General features: G+C 56.6%; 17 protein-coding genes and 1 tRNA gene. 6 read left to right on the forward strand and 12 right to left on the reverse strand.

Annotated elements, in window-relative coordinates:
• Positions 1-11: 11 nt before the first annotated feature.
• The 6 genes from clpX to AC8GFP_RS11825 form a co-directional block, all read right to left on the reverse strand.
• Positions 12-1,274 (reverse strand): ATP-dependent Clp protease ATP-binding subunit ClpX, encoded by a 1,263-nt coding sequence (gene clpX, locus AC8GFP_RS11800; RefSeq protein ID WP_506613415.1) that lies wholly within the window; start codon positions 1,272-1,274, stop codon positions 12-14.
• A gap of 24 nt (positions 1,275-1,298) precedes the next feature.
• Positions 1,299-1,907: an ATP-dependent Clp endopeptidase proteolytic subunit ClpP gene (gene clpP, locus AC8GFP_RS11805; RefSeq protein ID WP_506613417.1), complete on the reverse strand. Its 609-nt coding sequence runs from the start codon at positions 1,905-1,907 to the stop codon at positions 1,299-1,301.
• A 26-nt stretch (positions 1,908-1,933) separates the two neighbouring features.
• On the reverse strand, positions 1,934-3,244 hold the full coding sequence (gene tig / locus AC8GFP_RS11810; RefSeq protein ID WP_506613419.1) for a trigger factor: 1,311 nt from the start codon (positions 3,242-3,244) through the stop codon (positions 1,934-1,936).
• Between the two features lie 37 nt (positions 3,245-3,281).
• Positions 3,282-3,368, reverse strand: a tRNA-Leu gene (locus tag AC8GFP_RS11815).
• Positions 3,369-3,468: 100 nt separating this feature from the next.
• Entirely contained in the window at positions 3,469-6,573 is a 3,105-nt protein-coding gene (locus AC8GFP_RS11820) for an efflux RND transporter permease subunit (RefSeq protein WP_506613420.1), read from the reverse strand.
• A complete protein-coding gene (locus AC8GFP_RS11825) occupies positions 6,570-7,649 on the reverse strand; it encodes an efflux RND transporter periplasmic adaptor subunit (RefSeq protein WP_506613422.1) in 1,080 nt (359 codons plus the stop codon). Before AC8GFP_RS11825 ends, AC8GFP_RS11820 begins: the two co-directional genes overlap by 4 nt.
• 82 nt (positions 7,650-7,731) lie before the next feature.
• Between AC8GFP_RS11825 and AC8GFP_RS11830 the strand changes: the two genes are divergently transcribed.
• From AC8GFP_RS11830 to hemH, 4 genes are read left to right on the forward strand one after another with little or no spacing between them, the layout of a single operon-like run.
• Positions 7,732-8,511: a squalene/phytoene synthase family protein gene (locus AC8GFP_RS11830; RefSeq protein WP_506613423.1), complete on the forward strand. Its 780-nt coding sequence runs from the start codon at positions 7,732-7,734 to the stop codon at positions 8,509-8,511.
• Positions 8,508-9,347 carry a presqualene diphosphate synthase HpnD gene (gene hpnD / locus AC8GFP_RS11835; RefSeq protein WP_506613425.1) on the forward strand — a complete coding sequence of 280 codons (840 nt, stop codon included), beginning with the start codon at positions 8,508-8,510 and terminating at the stop codon, positions 9,345-9,347. The genes AC8GFP_RS11830 and hpnD overlap by 4 nt, the downstream gene beginning before the upstream one ends.
• On the forward strand, positions 9,344-10,564 hold the full coding sequence (gene hpnE, locus AC8GFP_RS11840; protein WP_506613426.1) for a hydroxysqualene dehydroxylase HpnE: 1,221 nt from the start codon (positions 9,344-9,346) through the stop codon (positions 10,562-10,564). Before hpnD ends, hpnE begins: the two co-directional genes overlap by 4 nt.
• A 19-nt stretch (positions 10,565-10,583) precedes the next feature.
• Positions 10,584-11,678: a ferrochelatase gene (gene hemH / locus AC8GFP_RS11845; RefSeq protein WP_506613428.1), complete on the forward strand. Its 1,095-nt coding sequence runs from the start codon at positions 10,584-10,586 to the stop codon at positions 11,676-11,678.
• 10 nt (positions 11,679-11,688) lie between these two features.
• Here hemH and AC8GFP_RS11850 read toward each other — a convergent pair whose 3' ends face one another.
• From AC8GFP_RS11850 to orn, 6 genes are all read right to left on the reverse strand, one after another.
• Complete coding sequence (locus AC8GFP_RS11850) at positions 11,689-12,633, reverse strand: helix-turn-helix domain-containing protein (protein ID WP_506613430.1); 945 nt, start codon at positions 12,631-12,633, stop codon at positions 11,689-11,691.
• 29 nt (positions 12,634-12,662) lie between these two features.
• Entirely contained in the window at positions 12,663-12,998 is a 336-nt protein-coding gene (locus AC8GFP_RS11855) for a bactofilin family protein (protein ID WP_506613431.1), read from the reverse strand.
• Between the two features lie 100 nt (positions 12,999-13,098).
• Positions 13,099-14,142: a M23 family metallopeptidase gene (locus AC8GFP_RS11860; protein WP_506613433.1), complete on the reverse strand. Its 1,044-nt coding sequence runs from the start codon at positions 14,140-14,142 to the stop codon at positions 13,099-13,101.
• Between the two features lie 18 nt (positions 14,143-14,160).
• Positions 14,161-14,604, reverse strand: coding sequence for a bactofilin family protein (locus AC8GFP_RS11865; RefSeq protein WP_506613435.1), 444 nt, complete (start codon positions 14,602-14,604; stop codon positions 14,161-14,163).
• 292 nt (positions 14,605-14,896) lie between these two features.
• The gene (locus tag AC8GFP_RS11870) at positions 14,897-16,417 is read right to left on the reverse strand and encodes a DEAD/DEAH box helicase (RefSeq protein WP_506613437.1); all 1,521 of its coding nucleotides are present in this window, start codon (positions 16,415-16,417) and stop codon (positions 14,897-14,899) included.
• A gap of 212 nt (positions 16,418-16,629) precedes the next feature.
• Entirely contained in the window at positions 16,630-17,220 is a 591-nt protein-coding gene (orn, locus tag AC8GFP_RS11875) for an oligoribonuclease (protein WP_506613438.1), read from the reverse strand.
• 83 nt (positions 17,221-17,303) lie between these two features.
• Here orn and AC8GFP_RS11880 point away from each other — a divergent pair, with 83 nt between their 5' ends.
• Together AC8GFP_RS11880 and rsgA are read left to right on the forward strand one after the other, a co-directional pair.
• Positions 17,304-18,560, forward strand: a complete 1,257-nt coding sequence (locus AC8GFP_RS11880; RefSeq protein ID WP_506613440.1) for a M48 family metallopeptidase — start codon at positions 17,304-17,306, stop codon at positions 18,558-18,560.
• Positions 18,557-19,450: a ribosome small subunit-dependent GTPase A gene (rsgA, locus tag AC8GFP_RS11885; protein ID WP_506613442.1), complete on the forward strand. Its 894-nt coding sequence runs from the start codon at positions 18,557-18,559 to the stop codon at positions 19,448-19,450. Before AC8GFP_RS11880 ends, rsgA begins: the two co-directional genes overlap by 4 nt.
• Positions 19,451-19,498 lie beyond the last annotated feature (48 nt).

Genomic DNA, 19,498 nt, shown 5'->3' on the forward strand with positions numbered 1-19,498 from the left:
CGGGGAGGGAATCAGGCCTTTTTAGCGGCCTCACGGTACACCAGCAGCGGGGGCTTGTTTTCGTCGATGGTGGACTCTTCCACCACGACTTTCTCCACATTGCTGCTGTTGGGCAAATCAAACATGGTGTCAATCAGCGATTGTTCAAGGATGGAACGCAAGCCACGGGCACCGGTTTTGCGGTCCAACGCTTTTTTGGCAATGGCTTTGAGCGCGGTGGGGCGAATTTCAAGCTCCACACCTTCCATCGCGAACAATTTGCCGTATTGCTTGACCAATGCATTTTTAGGCTCGGTCAGGATTTGGATGAGGGCGTCTTCGGTGAGTTCGCTGAGCGTGGCCACCACCGGCAAGCGGCCTACCAACTCGGGGATCAGGCCAAACTTGATCAGGTCTTCGGGCTCGACTTGACCAAACATTTCGGTGAGGCTTCGTTCTTGTTTGGTTTTGACGACGGCGCTGAAGCCAATGCCCGAGCGCTCGGTGCGGTTTTCAATGACTTTTTCTAAACCTGCAAAAGCGCCACCGCAGATGAACAAGATGTTGGTGGTGTCGACCTGCAAAAAGTCTTGGTTGGGGTGCTTGCGACCCCCTTGTGGGGGCACGCTGGCCATGGTGCCTTCAATCAACTTGAGCAAAGCCTGTTGCACGCCTTCGCCCGACACATCGCGGGTGATGGAGGGGTTGTCGGACTTGCGGGAAATTTTGTCGATCTCGTCGATGTAGACGATGCCGCGCTGGGCCCGCTCTACTTCGTAATTGCAGTTTTGCAGCAACTTTTGGATGATGTTCTCCACGTCCTCACCCACATAACCCGCTTCGGTGAGAGTGGTGGCGTCCGACATGACGAAAGGCACATCAAGCATGCGGGCCAAGGTTTGCGCCAGCAAGGTTTTGCCCGAGCCGGTGGGGCCGATCAACAAAATATTGCTTTTGGAGAGCTCGACCTCGTCTTTTTTGGCGTCTTTTTTGTGCTGCAAGCGCTTGTAGTGGTTGTAGACCGCCACAGCCAAAGACCGCTTGGCCGGTTCTTGGCCAATCACGTAGTTGTCGAGGTTGTTTTTGATTTCTGAAGGGGTGGGCAAATCGCCACGACCTTCGCGCAGTGCAGTGGCGGGCAGTTCATCACGGATGATGTCGTTGCACAGGTCGATGCATTCGTCGCAAATGAAGACGGAGGGGCCAGCGATGAGCTTTTTCACTTCATGCTGGCTTTTGCCGCAGAAAGAGCAATACAGCGTTTTCTCGCTGGTGGTTCCTTTTTTGTCGGCCATGCCGTGCTTACCTTTGTGTGAGGATCAAGGACGTTTGGATATTACATCGTCCACCAGGCCGTAGGCTTTAGCCTCTTCGGCCGTCAGGTAGTAATCTCGCTCGGTATCCACCTCAATGCGGGACAAGGGTTGACCGGTGTTTTCGGCCAACATTTGGTTCAAACGCTCGCGGGTTTTCAAGATTTCGCGGGCCGCGATTTCAATTTCAGTGGCCTGGCCTTGGGTGCCGCCCAAAGGCTGGTGAATCATGACCTTGGAATTGGGTAAGGAGAAACGCTTGCCTTTGGCCCCTGCTGCCAACAAGAAAGCACCCATGCTGGCCGCCATGCCGGTGCACAGCGTGGACACCTGGGGTTTGATGAAGTGCATGGTGTCGTAGATGGCCATGCCAGCGCTCACCGAGCCACCGGGCGAGTTGATGTAGAGCGAAATGTCCTTGTCGGGGTTCTCGCTTTCCAAGAACAGCAACTGCGCCACCACCAAATTAGCGGTGTGGTCATTGACCGGACCGACCAAGAAAATGACGCGTTCGCGCAACAGCCTGGAATAAATGTCGTAGGCGCGCTCGCCACGACCGCTGGTTTCGATGACGACCGGCACCATGCCCAAGCCTTGAATATCCATTGCACTCATGCGTTTTCTCCTGTGGGGGTTGGGCCTTAAGCCTGGCCCATCAAATCGTCGAAGCTGATGTTTTTGTCTTTGACTTTCACCAAGGACATGACGTAGTTGGTGACGTTGTTCTCAATCACAATGGCTTCGACTTCCGCCATGCGGCGGTTGTCGCTGTAGTACCAACGCGCCACCTCGGAAGGTTTTTCGTAGCTGGCGGCCAAATCTTCCACGTGGGCTTTGATTTGGTCTGGCGTGGCTTGCAGCTTGTGCATGCGCACCACTTCAGACACCACCAAGCCCATGCGCACCCGGCGTTCGGCTTGCGGGCGGAACACGTCTTCGGGAATCGGGGCTTTGTCGGCGTCTTTGATGCCGCGTTGTTTCAGCTCTTCACGCGCACCTTCACTCATGCGGTCAAGTTCAGACTGCACGATGGACTGGGGCAAATCGAGTTCGGCTTGGGCCACCAGGGCGTCCAAGGCCGCTTGCTTGTTGCGACCCAGCAAACGGAATTTGACTTCGCGCTCGAGGTTGTTGCGGATGTCGGTGCGCAGGCCGGTGACGGTGGCATCCGCCACGCCCAAAGACTTGCAGAGCTCTTCGGTGAGTTCGGGGAGGTGGGCTGCCTCGAGCTTTTTCAGGGTGACCATGAAATCGGCGGTTTTGCCAGCCACATCCCGGCCCTGGTAGTCGTCGGGGAATTTCAGCGGAAAGGTTTTGCTTTCGCCAGACTTCATGCCGCGGGCGGCATCTTCGAATTCTTTCAACATTTGGCCTTCGCCGATGATGAACTGGAAGTCTTCGGCACGACCGCCATCAAAAGGTTCGCCATCAATCTTGCCTAAAAAGTCCACGGTGACGCGGTCGCCTTCGGCCGCAGCGGAATCCAAGCTGCGCTGGGCAAAACTGCGGCGTTGTTTGCGCAGGATGTCCACGGTTTTGTCGATGGCGGCTTCGGTCACTTCGGAGGTGACGCGCTCGACCTCTACTTGGGCCAAGTCTTTCAGCTTGACTTCGGGGTAGACCTCGAAGATCGCGTCAAAAGACATTTCTGTTTCAGAAGCCTGCTCTTTTTCGCTGATGCGGGGTTGGCCAGCCACGCGCAGTTGGGCTTCATTGGCGGCCAAATTGAAGGCCTCGCCCACTTTGTCGTTCATCACTTCGTAGTGGACGGAATAGCCATAACGCTGGGCAACGATGTTCATTGGCACTTTGCCAGGACGAAATCCATCCACCTTGACTTGACGCGCCAAGCGTTTCAAACGGGTGTTGACTTCGTTTTGAATGACAGAGGTGGGCAAAGTCAGTGTGATTTTGCGTTCTAGTTTTTCGAGGGTTTCAACAGTCACGGCCATCAGGCTTCTCCAAAATAAATCAGGCGCTTCTTGGTATTGGTGCGCGGGGGGGGACTCGAACCCCCACACCATTGCTGGCGTCAGGACCTAAACCTGGTGCGTCTACCAATTTCGCCACCCGCGCGGGTTCACAAAAAAGCAAAGGGCAGTCTGCCAAGACAAACCGCCCGTCGAAAATCGGTCAGAGCGAAATTCTACCCGCCCTGCCCTGAGCGCTTATGGCTTCAACGCTTGACCCTGAACCATGCGGCGTACATGGCTGGCAAGGCGAGCAGGGTGAGGACGGTGGCCACAATCAAACCACCCATGATGGCCACGGCCATCGGCCCCCAAAACACGCTGCGCGACAACGGGATCATGGCCAAAACCGCGGCAGCTGCCGTCAAAACGATGGGGCGCAAGCGCCGCACCGCCGATTCCACGATGGCGTCCCACGCAGGCACACCACGTGCGCGGTCTTGCTCGATTTGATCGATCAAGATGACCGAGTTGCGCTGGATCATGCCCAGCAAAGCAATGACGCCCAGCAAGGCCACAAATCCAAAGGGCCTTCCAAGCAACAGCAAAGCTGCCGCCACACCAGCAATACCCAAGGGACCAGTCAAGAACACCAACATCGATCTGCTGAAGCTTTGCAACTGCAGCATGAGCAAGGTGAAGGTGACGAACAACATGAGCGGCACACCCGCGGCGATGGAGGCCGAGCCTTTTGAGCTTTCTTCCACCGCGCCAGCGACGCTGATGCGGTAATCGGGCTGGCCCCATTTCGCCTCCAAGGCTTTGAGTTCAGGCAGCAATTGCGCCGTGACCGTGGCACCTTGCAAGCCTTCCACGATGTCGGATTGCACCGTGATGGCGTAATCGCGGTTCTCACGCCACATGACACCAGGCTCCCAATCGAACGCGGGCTGGGCAATTTGCAACAAGGGAATGGCGCGTCCAGAGGCGGTCGGCACATAGGCACTGGCCAAGTCGGCCATGGTTTGACGCTCTGATTGGGGTTGCCGCAGCACGATGTCAATCAGTTTGTCGCCTTCGCGGAATTGACCCACCACCGAGCCGGTCAACAGCACCCGGCTGGCTTGCGCGATGGACTGGCTGGTCACGCCCAGGGCGCGGGCCTTGTCTTGGTCCACTTGCAATCGCAACACCTTGACGGATTCATTCCAGTTGTCGTTCACGCCACGGGTGTTGGGGTTGGCCCGCATCGCGGCTTTCACCTCGTCGGCGTGCAAACGCAGCACTTTGGGGTCCGGCCCAGAAACACGAAACTGCACAGGGAAAGGCACCGGCGGTCCGTTGGGCAACAGCTTGACCCGCGCTCTCACTTCGGGGAATTCGGTGGCCATCAGCGCTGGCAACTGCACCCGCAGGATTTCACGCTGCTTCAGGTCTTTGGGGATGACCATGAACTGGGACACATTGGTCTGCGGAAAAATTTGGTCCAGCGGCAGGTAAAAGCGCGGCACACCCGAACCCACCCACACGCTCACCGCTTCCACACCTTCGAGCTTCAACAAACGTTGCTCGACGCGTTGGCTGATGGCTTCGTTGGCCTCGAAGGACGCGCCTTCGGGCAGCCAAATGTCCATCATGATTTCGGGGCGGCTGGAGTCTGGGAAAAACTGCTGCTGCACCTTGCCCATGCCCAGAATGCCCAAGGCAAAAATCAAGATCGTGGCCCCAATCGTCAGCCAGCGGTGCTTGACACACCAGTTCACGGCGCGGCGAAAACCGACATAAAACGCAGAATCAAACAATTCTGTGGGCGGGTCGCCAGGGCGGTGCGGTTTGACCTTCAGCAACCAGGTGCCCATGTAGGGCACGAAGAACACCGACACCCACCAACTCAGCAGCAAAGCAATCACCGTGACGGCAAAGATCGCAAAGGTGTATTCACCGGTCACCGACTTGGCCAAACCGATGGGCAAAAAACCAGCGGCGGTGATCAGGGTGCCAGTCAGCATCGGCATGGCGGTCACGTCATAGGCATAGGTGGCGGCACGGACTTTGTCAAAGCCCTCCTCCATTTTGCGCACCATCATTTCCACGGCAATGATGGCGTCGTCCACCAGCAGGCCCAAAGCAATGATCAAGGAACCCAAAGAAATTTTGTGCAGTCCAATGCCCCAGTAGTACATGGCCAAAAACGTCATGGCCAACACCAGCGGAATCGTGATGCCCACCACCAGCCCCGGGCGCATGTCGATGTAGTAGCCAAAGCGCCCGCCTTTGTGCCAACCGAGCGACACAAAACTGACCAGCAGCACGATGACCACCGCCTCGATCAGCACATTGACAAATTCACCCACCGAGCGGCTGACCGCTTTGGGTTGATCTTGGATTTGGCTCAAACTGATGCCCACTGGCATGCTGTTGCGCACATTGGCCATGGTCTTGTCCAAGGCATGGCCCAGGGCAATGATGTCGCCGCCCTTGACCATGGACACACCCACAGCCAAGACCTGCTGACCCTGGTGCCGCACTTTCACGCTGGCCGGGTCCACATAGTCCCGCCGAATCTGAGCAATGTCACCCAATCGCAGTTGCTGGCCCGAGGCGCCACGGATGGGCATGGTTTGCAGTTGGGCGATGGCTTCAAACTGACCCGCCACGCGGATTTGCACCACATCCGAGGGGGTTTGCAACGCACCCGCGCTTTCCACTGCGTTTTGCTGACCCAGTTGCGCCAGCACGGCATTCAGATCGAGACCCAATTGGGCCAAGCGTTTCTGCGGAATCTCGATGAAGATTTTTTCGTCTTGAACGCCAAACAATTCGACCTTGGACACGTCTTTCACTCGCAGCAGCTGTTGCCGAACCTTGTCGGCCTCGATTCTCATTTCGGCCGGGCTGAAGCCATCCGAAGACAGGGCATAAATGACGCCATAGACGTCGCCAAAGTCATCGTTGAAAAACGGCCCCTGCACGCCTTGCGGCAGGGTGTAGCGCATGTCGCCAATTTTTTTGCGCACCTGGTACCAAACATCGGCCACATCGGCGGCTTTGGACGAGTCCTTGATTTGGAAAATGATTTGCGATTCGCCGGGCTTGGAATAGCTGCGTATCTTGTCGGCGTAGGGCGCTTCTTGCAGGGTGCGTTCTAGTTTGTCGGTGACTTGTTCGGCCACTTGCTGAGCCGTGGCGCCCGGCCAGTAGGTGCGAACCACCATGGCGCGGAAGGTGAACGGTGGATCTTCGTCTTGGCCCAGTTGGAAATACGCTGCGACGCCCAGCAGCATCAACACCAGCATCAGGTAGCGGGTCAAAGCCGGGTGGTTCAAGGCCCAGGCTGAAAGATTGAAGCGGCTGTGCGGCTCGCCGTTCATGGTTGGGCACCCGGGGCTTGGTAAATACTGACTTTTTGCCCCGGCGACAACACGTGCACACCTGCGGCCACCACTTGCTGGCCCGCTTGCAAACCGGATTTCACGACCACGTCATTGCCCTGAATGTTGATGACTTCAATGTTTTGCGAACGCAGTGTCATGCTGGCCGGGTCTAGCACCCAGACCATGGTTTTGCCACCCTCTTGGCGAATGGCGGTGGTCGGCAAGGTGATGGCTTGGCTGGCTGGTTGGCTGTTGCTGAGGGTGACTGTGGCCGTGCTGCCCAGCGCCGCTTGGGGGTCGCTCAGCGCAGCGCGAACTGCAAAGGTGCGGGTGACCGGGTCGGCGCTGGCGGCAATTTCATAAATTTTGGCGGCTTGGGCGGGCGACGAGCCCCAGAGTTTGACCTCAACACCTTCCCCCAAGCGCAAAGTCGCCACTTTGTCCTCGGGCACCGCAAACAAGACATCCCGCTGCCCATGTTGTGCCAACCGAACCACGGGCATGCCCGCACTCAACACTTGACCCACTTCTGCATCAATCCCTGTGACCACGCCAGCTTTGTCGGCCACCAATTTGCTGTAGCTGAGCTGGTTGCCGCGACCGGCATATTGGGCTTGGGCTTGCTCAAACTGGGCTTGCGCGGCTTTGAATTGACTGTCGCGCCGCTCGAGTTCTGCACTGCTGATGAACTCCTTGTCTCGCAATTCCTTGAAACGCTTGAAGTCTGCGGCCGCCAGATCCCGGTTGGTCTGGGCAGCATTCAACTGGGCTTTGGCTTCATCGACTGACAGTCGATAGTCTTGCGGGTCAATTTCTGCCAAGAGTTGTCCGGCGCGTACCTGCTGGCCCAGCTCAACCCGCCTGGTCACCAATTTACCGCTGACCCGAAAGCCCAGGCGTGACTCGACACGGGCCTTGACCTCACCTGCATAGCTTGTGCTGAAAGACAAATTGCGAGCGCCAACCTGCAACAACTTGACGGCACGAACCGGCTCTTCGGATTTGGGCGGGGGCGAACAAGCGACCAAGGACACCGCAACCAACAACAGCGGGGTGGCTAAAAAACGAACCATGGGGATTTCCTGAAAATTAATGACTGACTGGTTAGTAATCTAATTCTCAGACCCCAGACTGTCAAGCGACAATCCAAAAACCATGCAATCTGTCAACCATTACGAGAATTTTCCAGTCGCTTCTGTGCTGTGCCCGCCCCCTTTGCGGCCGCCGATCCAAGCGATTTACCACTTCGCCCGCACGGCAGACGACCTGGCGGATGAAGGGGATGCCTCGCCTGAAGCACGGTTGACGGCGCTGCAAACCCTGCGACAAGACTTGTTGCAAAGTTTGGAAGAAGCCGAATTTATGAGCCCGCAATGGCCGCAGATGCTGAACGCATTGCGTGGCCAAGTGAAGGCCTTTGACCTGCCCGTGCCCTTGCTGTTGGACTTGTTGGACGCGTTTTCACAAGACGTTGACTACACCCGCCAAGCCCGGCGTTATGCCAGCCGCGACGAGTTGCTGGACTATTGCCGCCGCTCGGCCAACCCGATTGGCCGTTTGTTGCTGCATCTTTACGGCGTGAGCGATGCCGCTTCTTTGCAGCAAAGCGATGCGGTTTGCAGCGCCTTGCAACTCATTAATTTTTGGCAAGACCTGAGCGAGGATGTGCCACGCGGCCGCCACTACTTGCCTGAGAACGCCGACTTGCAAGAGGAAATGGCCTTTGCCAAAGCCTTGATGTTGCAAGGAGCGCCACTGGTGCACCGGGTGCCAGGCCGCGCCGGTTGGGAACTGCGCCTGGTGGTGCAAGGCGGCTTGCGCATCTTGGAAAAATCACAAGCCATGGACACACGTTTGCATCGACCCCAAATCAAAGCCACCGACCTGATGCTGATGGCTTGGCGAGCCTGCTGGATGCCACAATCTCGGGCATGACACCTCAGCGCTATGTTCAAGAAAAAGCCGCGGCCTCAGGCAGCAGTTTTTATTACGCTTTTTTGTTTCTGCCAGCACCCCGACGCGCTGCCATCACCGCTTTTTATGCGTTTTGCCGCGAGGTCGACGACGTGGTGGACGAGGTGCAAGACCCCAGCGTGGCCGCGCACAAACTGCATTGGTGGCAACAAGAAGTGGCTCGCAGTTTCGCCGGGCAAGCGCAACACCCGGTGATGCAAGCCCTGATGCCCTTGGCAGCTGATTACAAGATCACCGAAGCCCATTTGCAGCAGGTGATTGCCGGCTGCCAAATGGACTTGAACCAAACCCGTTATTTAGACTTTGCAGGTTTACAAACTTATTGTCATTTGGTGGCAGGCATTGTGGGCGAAGTGGCTGCCAACATTTTTGGACAAACAGATGACGCCACCACAGCTTATGCCCACACCTTGGGACTGGCGTTTCAACTCACCAACATCATTCGCGATGTCGGCGAAGACGCGCTGCGCGGGCGGATTTATCTGCCCATCGATGAACTTCAGCGCTTTGACGTGAAAGCGCAAGACCTGCTACAACGCCGCAACAGCCCGGCCTTTCAAGCCCTGATGCAGTTTCAGGCTGAACGTGCCCATGGCCTCTATGACCAAGCTTTGGCCTTGCTGCCCGACGCAGACCGACGCAGCCAAAAACCCGGCTTGATGATGACCAGCATTTACCGCACCTTGCTGCGTGAAATTGAAGCCGCCCACTTTCCTGTCCTGACCCAGCGCGTGGCGCTGACCCCAGCCCGCAAACTTTGGCTGGCGTGGAAGATGCAAGCCCTGGGGCGCTTTTGAAAACTGTCAACGTGGTCGGCGGTGGCTGGGCGGGTTTGGCTGCTGCAGTGCGAGCCACTCAGCTGGGCTTCAAGGTGCGCTTGCTTGAAGCTGCGCCCCAACTTGGCGGTCGTGCCAGACGCGTGATGCACGACGGTTTGGCCTTGGACAACGGCCAACATATTCTGATTGGCGCTTACACCAGCACCTTGGCGCTGATGAAAACCTTGGGCTTGAACACCCTCGAAACATTGCACCGTCAACCTCTGGATTTGCGCTTCATCGATGGCACGGGACTCCAGCTGAACCACTGGCCCGCACCCTTGAATGTGCTCATGGGCGTGGCCACAGCCAAGGGCTGGCCTTGGCGGGACAGATGGGCGTTTTTGCGGCGGGCCCAAGCTTGGCAAAACGCAGGCTTTGTGTGTGATGCGTCCACCACGGTTGGTCAGCTTTGCCATGGCTTGCCCACGCCGGTGATGGAGCAACTTGTTGAGCCCTTGTGCGTGTCTGCTTTGAATTTGACCAGCGAACACGCCAGTGGCCAGGTTTTTTTAAGGGTGTTGAAAGATGCGTTGCTGTCCGGTGCTGGCAGCAGCGACACCTTGATACCCCGCACCGACTTGAGCCAGTTGTTGCCCGACGCCGCCTTGTCGTGGTTGCAATCGCATGGCGCGGAAGTTGTTTTGGGTGAACGGGTCAGCGAACTGCCCGAAGGTCTGGTGCTGCTGGCCTGCCCGGCTTGGCAAGCCGCAGAACTCACGCAAAGCATTGCACCATCTTGGGCCATGCAAGCGCAGTCTTTAAAACACACGGCCATCGCCACTGTCTATGCCCGCTGCACAAGGTCCTTGGATTGGCCTTCCCCCATGTTGGCACTTCACCATGACCACCAATCGCCAGCGCAATTTGCTTTTGACAAAGGTCGTTTAGCCGGTACGCCAGACATGCAAGGCTTGGTGGCCATGGTGGTGAGCGACTGCACGCTTGAGCGCGACGCTGTCACAGCAAAAGTGTTGCAGCAAGCCCAGCAGCAACTCGGCCTGTCGCTGACATGGCTGACAACGGTGGTGGAAAAACGCGCCACCTTTGCCTGCACCCCGGGCTTGCAACGCCCGGCCATGCAGGTGGCCAAGGGTGTTTGGGCGTGTGGAGACCATGTGGCTGGCCCCTACCCCGCCACCTTGGAAGGCGCAGTTCGCTCGGGGTATGCCGCAGCCCAAGCCTTGATGTCTTGAACATGAAGGAAAATACCGCATGACTTCAACACCCCGATTTGCCGCCGAGCCGCCCTACAAGCACGGTCAGGCTGCCAAAACCGCCATCTTGTATTGCAATTTGGGCACCCCAGACGCCCCCACCGCCTCGGCTTTGCGGCGTTATCTGGCCGAGTTTTTAAGCGATGCACGGGTGGTGGAAATCCCCCGTTTGCTCTGGCTGGCCATCTTGCACGGCATCATCTTGCGGGTGCGCCCCGCCAAATCCGCCCACAAATACGCCAGCATCTGGACCAGCGAAGGCTCACCCTTGAAAGTTTGGACGCAACGGCAAGCACAAGCCTTGCAAGCCAAATTTGATGCCGCCCACGTGCAAGTGCGCTTTGCCATGCGCTATGGCTCAGATGCCATTCCGCAGGTGCTGGACGAACTGAAAGCCCAGGGCGTCAACCGCGTGTTGGTCTTGCCCGCCTACCCGCAGTACTCGGCCACCACCACGGCAAGCGTGTTTGATGCGGTCTACCACTGGGGCTTGCGCACCCGCCAACTGCCCGAATTTCGTTTCGTGAATCATTACCACGATCACCCTGGCTACATCCAAGCCCTGGCCGCCAAAATCAAAGCCCATTGGGCTGTACATGGCCGATCCGAACAGCTGGTGATGAGTTTTCATGGCGTGCCTGCCCGCACCTTGCAGCTGGGCGACCCCTACCACTGCGAATGCCACAAAACCGCCCGCTTGCTGGCAGAGGCGCTGTCACTTCGCAAAGAAGACTACAAGGTGTGTTTCCAGTCGCGCTTTGGCAAGGCCAAATGGCTCGAGCCCTACACCGAACCGACGGTGCGGCAGTTGGCCAAGGATGGCACCAAGTCGGTGGATATCGTCTGCCCTGGCTTTGTGGGCGACTGCCTGGAAACCTTGGAAGAAATCGCCATGGAAGTCAAAGCCGCTTTTTTGGAAGACGGGGGCAGCCAGTTTCACTACATTGAATGCTTGAACGACAGCCCTGCTTGGATCGAAGGTCTACAGTCGTTGGCCATGCAACACATGGGTGGCTGGCGCTTGGAAGGCGTGTCTGCCAAACACCGAGAAGATTCACGCACCGCCGCGCTGGCCATGGGTGCAAAGGACTGAAAGCCCTGCCTCAATTGCCAGCGTCAGCTGCTTTGGGTGTGGTTTCTGGCTTGGCTTCTGGTGTTGAGGGCGAGGAAGCTGCTGGCTTGATGTCCGTTTTGGGCACGGCCGTTGAAGGCGCCAACTTGTTTTCAGCGGCCACAGGTTTGTTTTCCAAGGCGGGTGGCGGCGCAACCGGCTCCATGGCCGCATTGCTCTCCACAGGGGGCACTGGCGCTGCGGGAATCTCTGCAGGCGCCTCTGCGGCAGGAGGTGGCGCTGGCATGTCTTCTGCTGCTTTGGGTTTGAGCAAAGCCGCGGCCGCCAAGGCCACGACGAACAAAGCCAAAATTTTGAACAGATAGCCACTGCCGGGGGTTTCAACCGTGTCTTTGGGCGCGGACTCTTCGGATGATGAAGCAGTGTCAGATGCCTGGGGTGACGAGGAGGCCTTTGGCAAATGGGCCGTGGGACTGGGCTCGATGGCTGCGCTGGCGGCAGCCAGGATGGGAGCGGTCACAGCAGGGGCTGTTTTGCCAGGCTCGGGGGCCGCAGTGACCGTGGCTTCTTCTTCCAGATGTTCTGGGGGTTGCGCCAACACATGCAGGGCTTCACTGCGGGTGATTGGGGCATGCTGGGTGTTCAAACCTCCGCCAAATCGGGATGCAACAGGGGGGCTGATGGTCGACGCATCCTGATCGAGGCTTTCGTCAGGTGCGTCATCAAGGTGGGCTTCTGTATGGGGCTGAATCTGTCCAAACAACTCAGCTTCAGGCAAGCTGAGCAACCCAGCCACTTTGCGGGCAGCAGTCAATTTGACGGTTTCGCTGTAGAAGGCGGTCATGCCCCCCTCTTCGATTTGCCGCACCTGCTTCACAGACAAACACGCACGGGTAGCCACATCAGCAAGCCCCAAGCTGAGGGACTCTCGCCGCAATCGAACTGCATTTCCATCTATTTGAGAAACGTCCGACATTCAAACCCTTTGAAAAGGTTTGCTCTGGGTTATTTGACCAGCAGCAACTCGCCTTTGATGGATGCGCCTTTTTGGACGGACAGGGTCTGGTAGACCACATGGCCGTCAACGGAAGCGGAAGAGGTGACAATCAATTCGCTGCAAGTGGCTGTGCCCGAAAACTTGCCCTTGATGTGCAAGCTGGAACATGTGACCACGCCTTCAACTTGACCGCGGGAACCAATGGTGAGTTCGTCGACCTGCACCTGCCCGTTCAAAGAGCCTTCCACATGGATGGCACCCTTGGCAGATATTTCGCCACGAAAAGAAAAACCTTCGCTGAGGATGGAAGGCTTGGTGGCATTGGAAGAAATGATGTCCATCATGTTGTTTCTCGGAGGTTGGGCGACAGGTGTTGTCTCTGCTGGCATTCCAGTCGAAGAAGGCACCGCAGGTGGGTTTTCCTGAGGTGCCGGACTGCTTGAATTATTGTTGGCTGTTTTGGATTTGTTGAACATACTGCGCTGTGCGAATTACTTTTTGGGGGTTGACTGGGTAGCCGCCGACCAAAATCTCCAAATGAAGATGTTTGCCAGTCGATGATGCGCCAGTATTGCCAATGTAACCCAACAAACTTTCCGTGGTTACTTTATCACCTACTTTAACCGCCAATTGAGCCAAGTGAGCGTAGAGGGACTCCACACCGTTCAGATGGCGAATCACCACGGTGTTGCCGTACTGGGGATGGAACTCAGCCATCACCACCACGCCAGCCTTGACGGCAAACACTTTGTCGTCCCCGGTTTGGCTCATCAAATCAAGACCTGTGTGGAAATGTGATTTGCCTGACAAAGGGTGTTTGCGAATGCCGAAATCAGAAGACACACTGAAATTGGCGACCGGCATTTTGTTGGGCAAGGCATACAAAACCTCGCGCAAAGCACGGTTGGTGGCCAACTCGTCCGCCACCTTGCCGCTCAGCAGTGGGTTGGATTGCAAATCGGTATCCAAACTGAAACCACCGTTCGCCGAGTTCTGTTGGATGATCTTGACGATTTTTTCAGTCAAGCCAGAAGTTTCAAGTTGCGCCTTGAGGGTGTCGTTTTCTTCAGAAACCGTGACCATCGACGTTTCCACGAAACGGCGAATGCTCATGTCCCGATCCCGGATGGTTTGAGCCAGTGTCACCATTTGCTCTTCGCTCAAAGAGGCATCTTCACTGCCACCGTCGGCTGTGCTGCTTAACAAGGCGCGGTAAACCTCTTCATGAGAGCGCTCTAAACGTGCCCGGCTGACACCCAGCAACAAGGAGGTGGCGGTGAGGACGACGATGGTGCCGACCAAAGCAAAACTGGTGACCACCGCACCACGCGCCATCACACGCTGAAAAACAGCGGGCACATTGAAATACTTCAGGTCGCCGTTTTGCTCCATGATGAGCTTGACATCTTGATAGTCACGCGACCAAACCTGCCTGACAAAGGCAGGCAAGCGACGCAGATGTGACAAATGAGAGCGAAGCGACAACATGGCCAGTTGATGGAACGATCAGTTCCCGGACTGCGGGGGTTTGCCCTGCACAGCGCCAGCATTGGGTGCTGGCGTGACAGGTGCGGCAGCTTGGGCAACAGGGGGCGTGGTGGCCACTGTCGGACTTGGCTCAGCACCCTGACTCAAAGCGCCTTCAATCTCGCCACCCTTTTCAATTTCAATTTCAGAGTAATGAATCTTGCCGACAATCTTGCCGGTAGAGCGCACGATCAGGCTTCTTTCACTGACGATGGTGTTGTGCAATTGACCACGCACATCAATGATCTTGGCAGACACACGGCCTGTGATCCGACCCGTGGGGCCGATCAGAACCTCTTCTGCGGTCAAGTCACCTTCAATGACCCCATTGATGACAGCTTTGGCAGGCACGGTGAACGCACCCTTCACGACAACGCCGTCGCCGATGACAACACTCTCTAATGATTCTGATGGATTGGCCATGCTTGCTCCTTGATCTGCATCTTAGCAAAGATTAAATTTGTGAATTAACTTTTTTACTGAACCTCTTGATTTAATTGAAAAAAATCAAAAACGTGCTGATGAATCCATTTCATTTTCAATTCAAAAAGACGATGAAGGCATTGTCTATTTTCACCGCATTAATCACAAGGAACTAATTTACAAATGGCCACAGGAAGTCAGCCGCCATTTGCAATAGAACAACAACCACTGGGCCAAGCTTGCGTGGGAACTACCTTCAAAGCCATGAAGGCAGTCCGCACTGCGACTGGCTTCAAGGTCGTGGGCCGCTGCGTGGCTTGAAACTGCTGCCACGTTTGGGGCCGGCAAATCCACGGCCAGCACCTGGCTTGCCGCCAAAGCCTGGCTTGGCAGCGCCACGGCGAGGTTCGTGCGAAGGTGCCCGTGGGGCGCGTTGCGTAGGCTCCAAACCAGGAATCATTTCAGAGGCCAGGGGTTGCTGGGTGAAATGCTCGATGTCCAAAATCTTGCGGCGATCGCGCCATTCGGCGAAGGTGACGGCCAAACCATCGCGGCCAGCACGTCCTGTGCGTCCAATCCGGTGCACATAGTCTTCTTGCTTCATGGGCAAACCAAAGTTAAACACGTGGCTGATGCTGGGCACATCCAAGCCTCGCGCGGCGACATCGGTGGCCACCAAAATTTGCACGCGGCCGTCGCGGAAAGCTTGCAAGCGGCGGTTGCGCAAACCTTGGCTGAGGGCGCCGTGCAAGGCCACGGAGGAAAAGCCTACCTGCTGCAGGTCTTCGGCCAAGGCGTCGCATTCGATTTGGGTGCTGGCAAACACAATGGCTTGGTCGATGCTGGTGTCACGCAACCAGTGGTCCAACAGTTTGCGTTTGTGTTGGGCACTGTCGGCCCAGAACAAAATCTGCTTGATGTTGTTGTGTTTTTCTTGGGGTGTGTCGATTTGCACACGTTGGGGCGTGCGCATGATGCGAACCGCCAACTGCTGAATGCGGGGCGCAAACGTGGCGCTGAACATCATGGTCTGACGGCGTTGCTCGGTCAGTTTATGGATGTCGGCCAAGTCATCGGCAAAGCCCAAATCCAGCATGCGGTCGGCTTCGTCGACCACCAAAAATTGCACTTTGTTCAGGTGCAGTTGCTTGGAACGCTGCAAGTCCAGCAAACGACCGGGGGTGGCGACCACCAAATCGGCATTGTGCAAACGGGCGATTTGCATGGCGTAAGGCATGCCGCCCACCACACAAGCGACGCGGATGCCACGGCAATGGCGCACCAGATCGATGGCATCCTTGGCCACTTGCTGGGCCAATTCGCGGGTGGGGCACAAAATCAAGGCGCCGGGCACGGCAGGTTTCACGTGGCGGCTGTCGGTGGGGTTTTTGCGGCGGGCTTTCTTGGGCAACTCTTCGCCCTTGGCTCTGGCTTCGGCGACTTTTTGGCCCCACTCTTGGGCTTCGGCTGTCTCTTGGGCTTGGCGCTCGACCAACAAGGTGTGCAACACCGGCAGCAAGAAGGCAGCGGTTTTGCCGCTACCGGTTTGGCTAGACACCAGCAAATCGATGGAAGGCTTGGAAGCGTCATCTTGCAAAGCCAGCGGAATGGCTTTGGTTTGCACGGTGGTGGGCTGGGTGAAGTTCAGGTCTTTCAGCGCAGCCAGCAGTTCTGGGGCCAAGCCCATGTCTGCAAAGGCGTTGTTGACCGGTGCTTTGGCAGCGGGTGTCACGATGGTGGGCTCGGCAACGTCAGGTGTTGCGTGGTCCAACAGGGTGTCGGCCAAGGCGTGGGAATTCAAATCATCAATCATGTTTTAACCACCACCTGAAAAGGTGAGGTGGCTCCATTCAAAGGTTGGAAAAAACATCAACCTTCAAACAAAGCATGCTGCAATGTGTTTGCAACGCGGTTCAATGTGAACCCAAGGTGTGAGGCAGATGTAACAAAGTCGCGTTGATTACTGCGCGACTAAGGGTATTCTCGCATAGAAATGATTTCAGGTTTGAAAGCCGAAATGAATTCTTAGGGTTTCAAGAAATGGCTGCGGTAATGCTCGAGTTCATCAATCGACTCGTGCACATCGGCCAAAGCTGTGTGCTTTTGACGCTTCTTGAAGGCCGCATACACCTCAGGCTTCCAGCGTTTGGACAACTCTTTGAGCGTGCTGACATCGATATTGCGGTAGTGAAACCAAGCTTCAAACTTGGGCATGTACTTGACCAAAAAACGCCGGTCTTGGCTGATGGTGTTGCCGCACATGGGCGTGGCGCCTTTGCTGACATATTTTTTCAAGAAGGCGATCAACACCTCCTCGGCTTGCGTCTCATCCACGCTGGATGCCTTCACTTTGTCTATCAGGCCGCTTTTCCCATGGGTGCCTTTGTTCCACGCATCCATGCCATTGAGCAAGGTGTCGCTTTGATGGATCACGATCACGGGGCCTTCAATCCGGGGCGACAAGTTGGGGCCGGTGATGACCACCGCAATTTCCAGCAAGCGCTCTTTTTCGGGATCCAGGCCGGACATTTCACAATCGAGCCAAACCAGGTTTTGATCGGACTTGTCTAAGGTGGCAGAGGTGTCGGCAGTCGCAGGGTCGGTGGGGGCAGTCATCGACAGATTGTCCATGAAAGCACCAAGCCGACCCACAAAAGCGCACAGCGCGCATGGAAAACAAAAACACCTAAACTCATGCAATGAACTCAAGCACCTCTTTCACCTTGGCATTTGCAGGCTTTTTAACCCTGAATTTGCTGCTCAAACTTTGGTTGGCGCACCGCCAAATTCGTCATGTCTCGCTTCACCGTCCTGCGGTCCCAGAAGCTTTCAAGGAGGTCATCAGTCTGCCAGCGCATCAAAAAGCCGCCGATTACACCTTGGCCAAACTGCGCTTGGGGCACTGGGATTTGGCCATTGACGCAGGCATGTTGTTGGTTTGGACTTTGCTGGGCGGTCTGGGCGCCCTGGATGCTTGGTTGGTCGAGATCAGTGGAAGCGGCATGTTGCAGCAACTGCTGTTGGTCATGGGCTTCATGCTCATCAGTGGCTTGGTGAACTTGCCGCTGTCTTACTACCAAACCTTCAAAGTGGAGCAACACTTTGGCTTCAACAACATGACCGTGGGTTTGTGGTTGAGTGATTTGGTTAAAGGCACGGCGCTGGGGGTGGTCTTGGGCCTGCCATTGGTGTGGGCCATCCTGTGGCTCATGGAATCAGGCGGTGATCAATGGTGGCTGCTGGCTTGGGCTTTGCTGGTGTCCTACCAATTGTTTGTGATGTGGTTGGCACCCAACTACATCATGCCCTTGTTCAACAAATTTCAACCGTTGGACGATGCGCAATTGCAAGCCCGAGTGGACGCCTTGATGCAACGCACGGGTTTCAAATCGGATGGTTTTTTTGTGATGGATGGCAGTCGCCGATCGGCGCATTCCAATGCGTTCTTCACCGGTTTGGGCAAACAAAAACGGGTGGTTTTTTTCGACACCTTGCTCAAGCAACTCAGCCCGTCTGAAATGGAAGCCGTGTTGGCCCACGAGTTGGGCCACGCCAAACTCAACCACATCCCCAAATCCATGCTGCGCGGCTTTGCGGTCAGCTTGGTGGGCATGGCGGCTTTAGGTTGGCTCAGCACCCAAGTTTGGTTCTACACCGGCTTGGGCGTGCAACCCCATTTGGCCTCTTCCAACAACGCTTTGGCTTTGCTGTTGTTCATGCAAGTGGTGCCCTTGGTCACCTTCATCACCACGCCATTGAACGCCATCAAGTCGCGCCAGCACGAGTTTGAAGCCGATGCCTTTGCCTGCGCCCATGCCAGCGGTCAAGACCTGCGCCAAGCCCTGCTGAAGCTTTACCAAGACAACGCCTCTACCTTGACGCCCGACCCGCTGTATGTGGCTTTTTATCATTCGCACCCGCCCGCTTCGCAGCGCCTGGCCCGCTTGACCGCATGACGCAATGGGGCCGCGTGGTGGCCAGCCACGGTCGGCATGTGGTGGTCGAAGATCTTCAGGGCGAACGCCGTTTGTGCCACCCGCGGGGCAAGAAAAACCAAGCCGTGGTGGGCGACCAGGTGCAATGGTCGCCCAGCGAGGACGAGGGCAGCATCGAGGCGGTAGAGACTCGGCGCAATTTGTTCTACCGCCAAGACGATATCCGCAGCAAATCGTTTGCCGCCAACCTGGACCAGGTGCTGGTGCTGGTGGCAGCCGAGCCCGATTTTTCAGAAAGCCAAGTGGCGCGTGCTTTGATTGCCGCGCAGCAGGCCAGCATCCGAACCTTGATTGCATTGAACAAGCAAGACTTGAAAGAACCCTTCGACAAGGCCTGGGCACGTCTGCAACCCTACCGCGACTTTGGCACTGTGGTGCTGCCACTGGGTCTCAAGGGTCATGATCACACCTTGGCCGCCTTGGAAGCCGAATTGGCGAATCGGGTGACCTTGGTGCTGGGGCCTTCGGGCGCTGGCAAAAGCACCCTGATCAACCGTTTGGTGCCACAAGCCAATGCGGCCACCAACATCATCTCCAAAGCCTTGCAGTCGGGCAAACACACCACCACGTCCACCACCTGGTATTGGATGGACGCGGCGAAAACGGCGGCCCTCATGGACTCACCGGGGTTTCAAGAGTTTGGCTTGCACCACATTCCGCCTACCGATTTGGCGGCATGCATGCCCGACATCGGGGCCCATGCGGATCATTGCAAGTTTTACAACTGCAGCCATGTGCACGAACCCGATTGCGGTGTGCGGTCAGCCTTGACACAGGGCTTGATTGACGCAGGTCGTTACAAAATTTACACCCAGTTGTTTGAAGAACTGTCTGCGCCCAAGCAGTATTGAAGCCACGCGAAACAGGCCTGCTCAGGGCTGACAAAACACCGGCCAGCG

Origin of the sequence: Limnohabitans simekii (SeqCode) (assembly GCF_965234735.1) — a bacterium.
Classification (GTDB): Bacteria; Pseudomonadota; Gammaproteobacteria; order Burkholderiales; family Burkholderiaceae_C; genus Limnohabitans; species Limnohabitans simekii.

Bases quoted from the DNA above. Each gene is read 5' to 3' on its own strand.
- clpX (WP_506613415.1), bottom strand. From the start codon at position 1,274: ATGGCCGACAAAAAAGGAACCACCAGCGAGAAAACGCTGTATTGCTCT.
- clpP (WP_506613417.1), bottom strand. From the start codon at position 1,907: ATGAGTGCAATGGATATTCAAGGCTTGGGCATGGTGCCGGTCGTCATC.
- tig (WP_506613419.1), bottom strand. From the start codon at position 3,244: ATGGCCGTGACTGTTGAAACCCTCGAAAAACTAGAACGCAAAATCACA.
- AC8GFP_RS11820 (WP_506613420.1), bottom strand. From the start codon at position 6,573: ATGAACGGCGAGCCGCACAGCCGCTTCAATCTTTCAGCCTGGGCCTTG.
- AC8GFP_RS11825 (WP_506613422.1), bottom strand. From the start codon at position 7,649: ATGGTTCGTTTTTTAGCCACCCCGCTGTTGTTGGTTGCGGTGTCCTTG.
- AC8GFP_RS11830 (WP_506613423.1), top strand. From the start codon at position 7,732: ATGCAATCTGTCAACCATTACGAGAATTTTCCAGTCGCTTCTGTGCTG.
- hpnD (WP_506613425.1), top strand. From the start codon at position 8,508: ATGACACCTCAGCGCTATGTTCAAGAAAAAGCCGCGGCCTCAGGCAGC.
- hemH (WP_506613428.1), top strand. From the start codon at position 10,584: ATGACTTCAACACCCCGATTTGCCGCCGAGCCGCCCTACAAGCACGGT.
- AC8GFP_RS11850 (WP_506613430.1), bottom strand. From the start codon at position 12,633: ATGTCGGACGTTTCTCAAATAGATGGAAATGCAGTTCGATTGCGGCGA.
- AC8GFP_RS11855 (WP_506613431.1), bottom strand. From the start codon at position 12,998: ATGATGGACATCATTTCTTCCAATGCCACCAAGCCTTCCATCCTCAGC.
- AC8GFP_RS11860 (WP_506613433.1), bottom strand. From the start codon at position 14,142: ATGTTGTCGCTTCGCTCTCATTTGTCACATCTGCGTCGCTTGCCTGCC.
- AC8GFP_RS11865 (WP_506613435.1), bottom strand. From the start codon at position 14,604: ATGGCCAATCCATCAGAATCATTAGAGAGTGTTGTCATCGGCGACGGC.
- AC8GFP_RS11870 (WP_506613437.1), bottom strand. From the start codon at position 16,417: ATGATTGATGATTTGAATTCCCACGCCTTGGCCGACACCCTGTTGGAC.
- orn (WP_506613438.1), bottom strand. From the start codon at position 17,220: ATGACTGCCCCCACCGACCCTGCGACTGCCGACACCTCTGCCACCTTA.
- AC8GFP_RS11880 (WP_506613440.1), top strand. From the start codon at position 17,304: ATGAACTCAAGCACCTCTTTCACCTTGGCATTTGCAGGCTTTTTAACC.
- rsgA (WP_506613442.1), top strand. From the start codon at position 18,557: ATGACGCAATGGGGCCGCGTGGTGGCCAGCCACGGTCGGCATGTGGTG.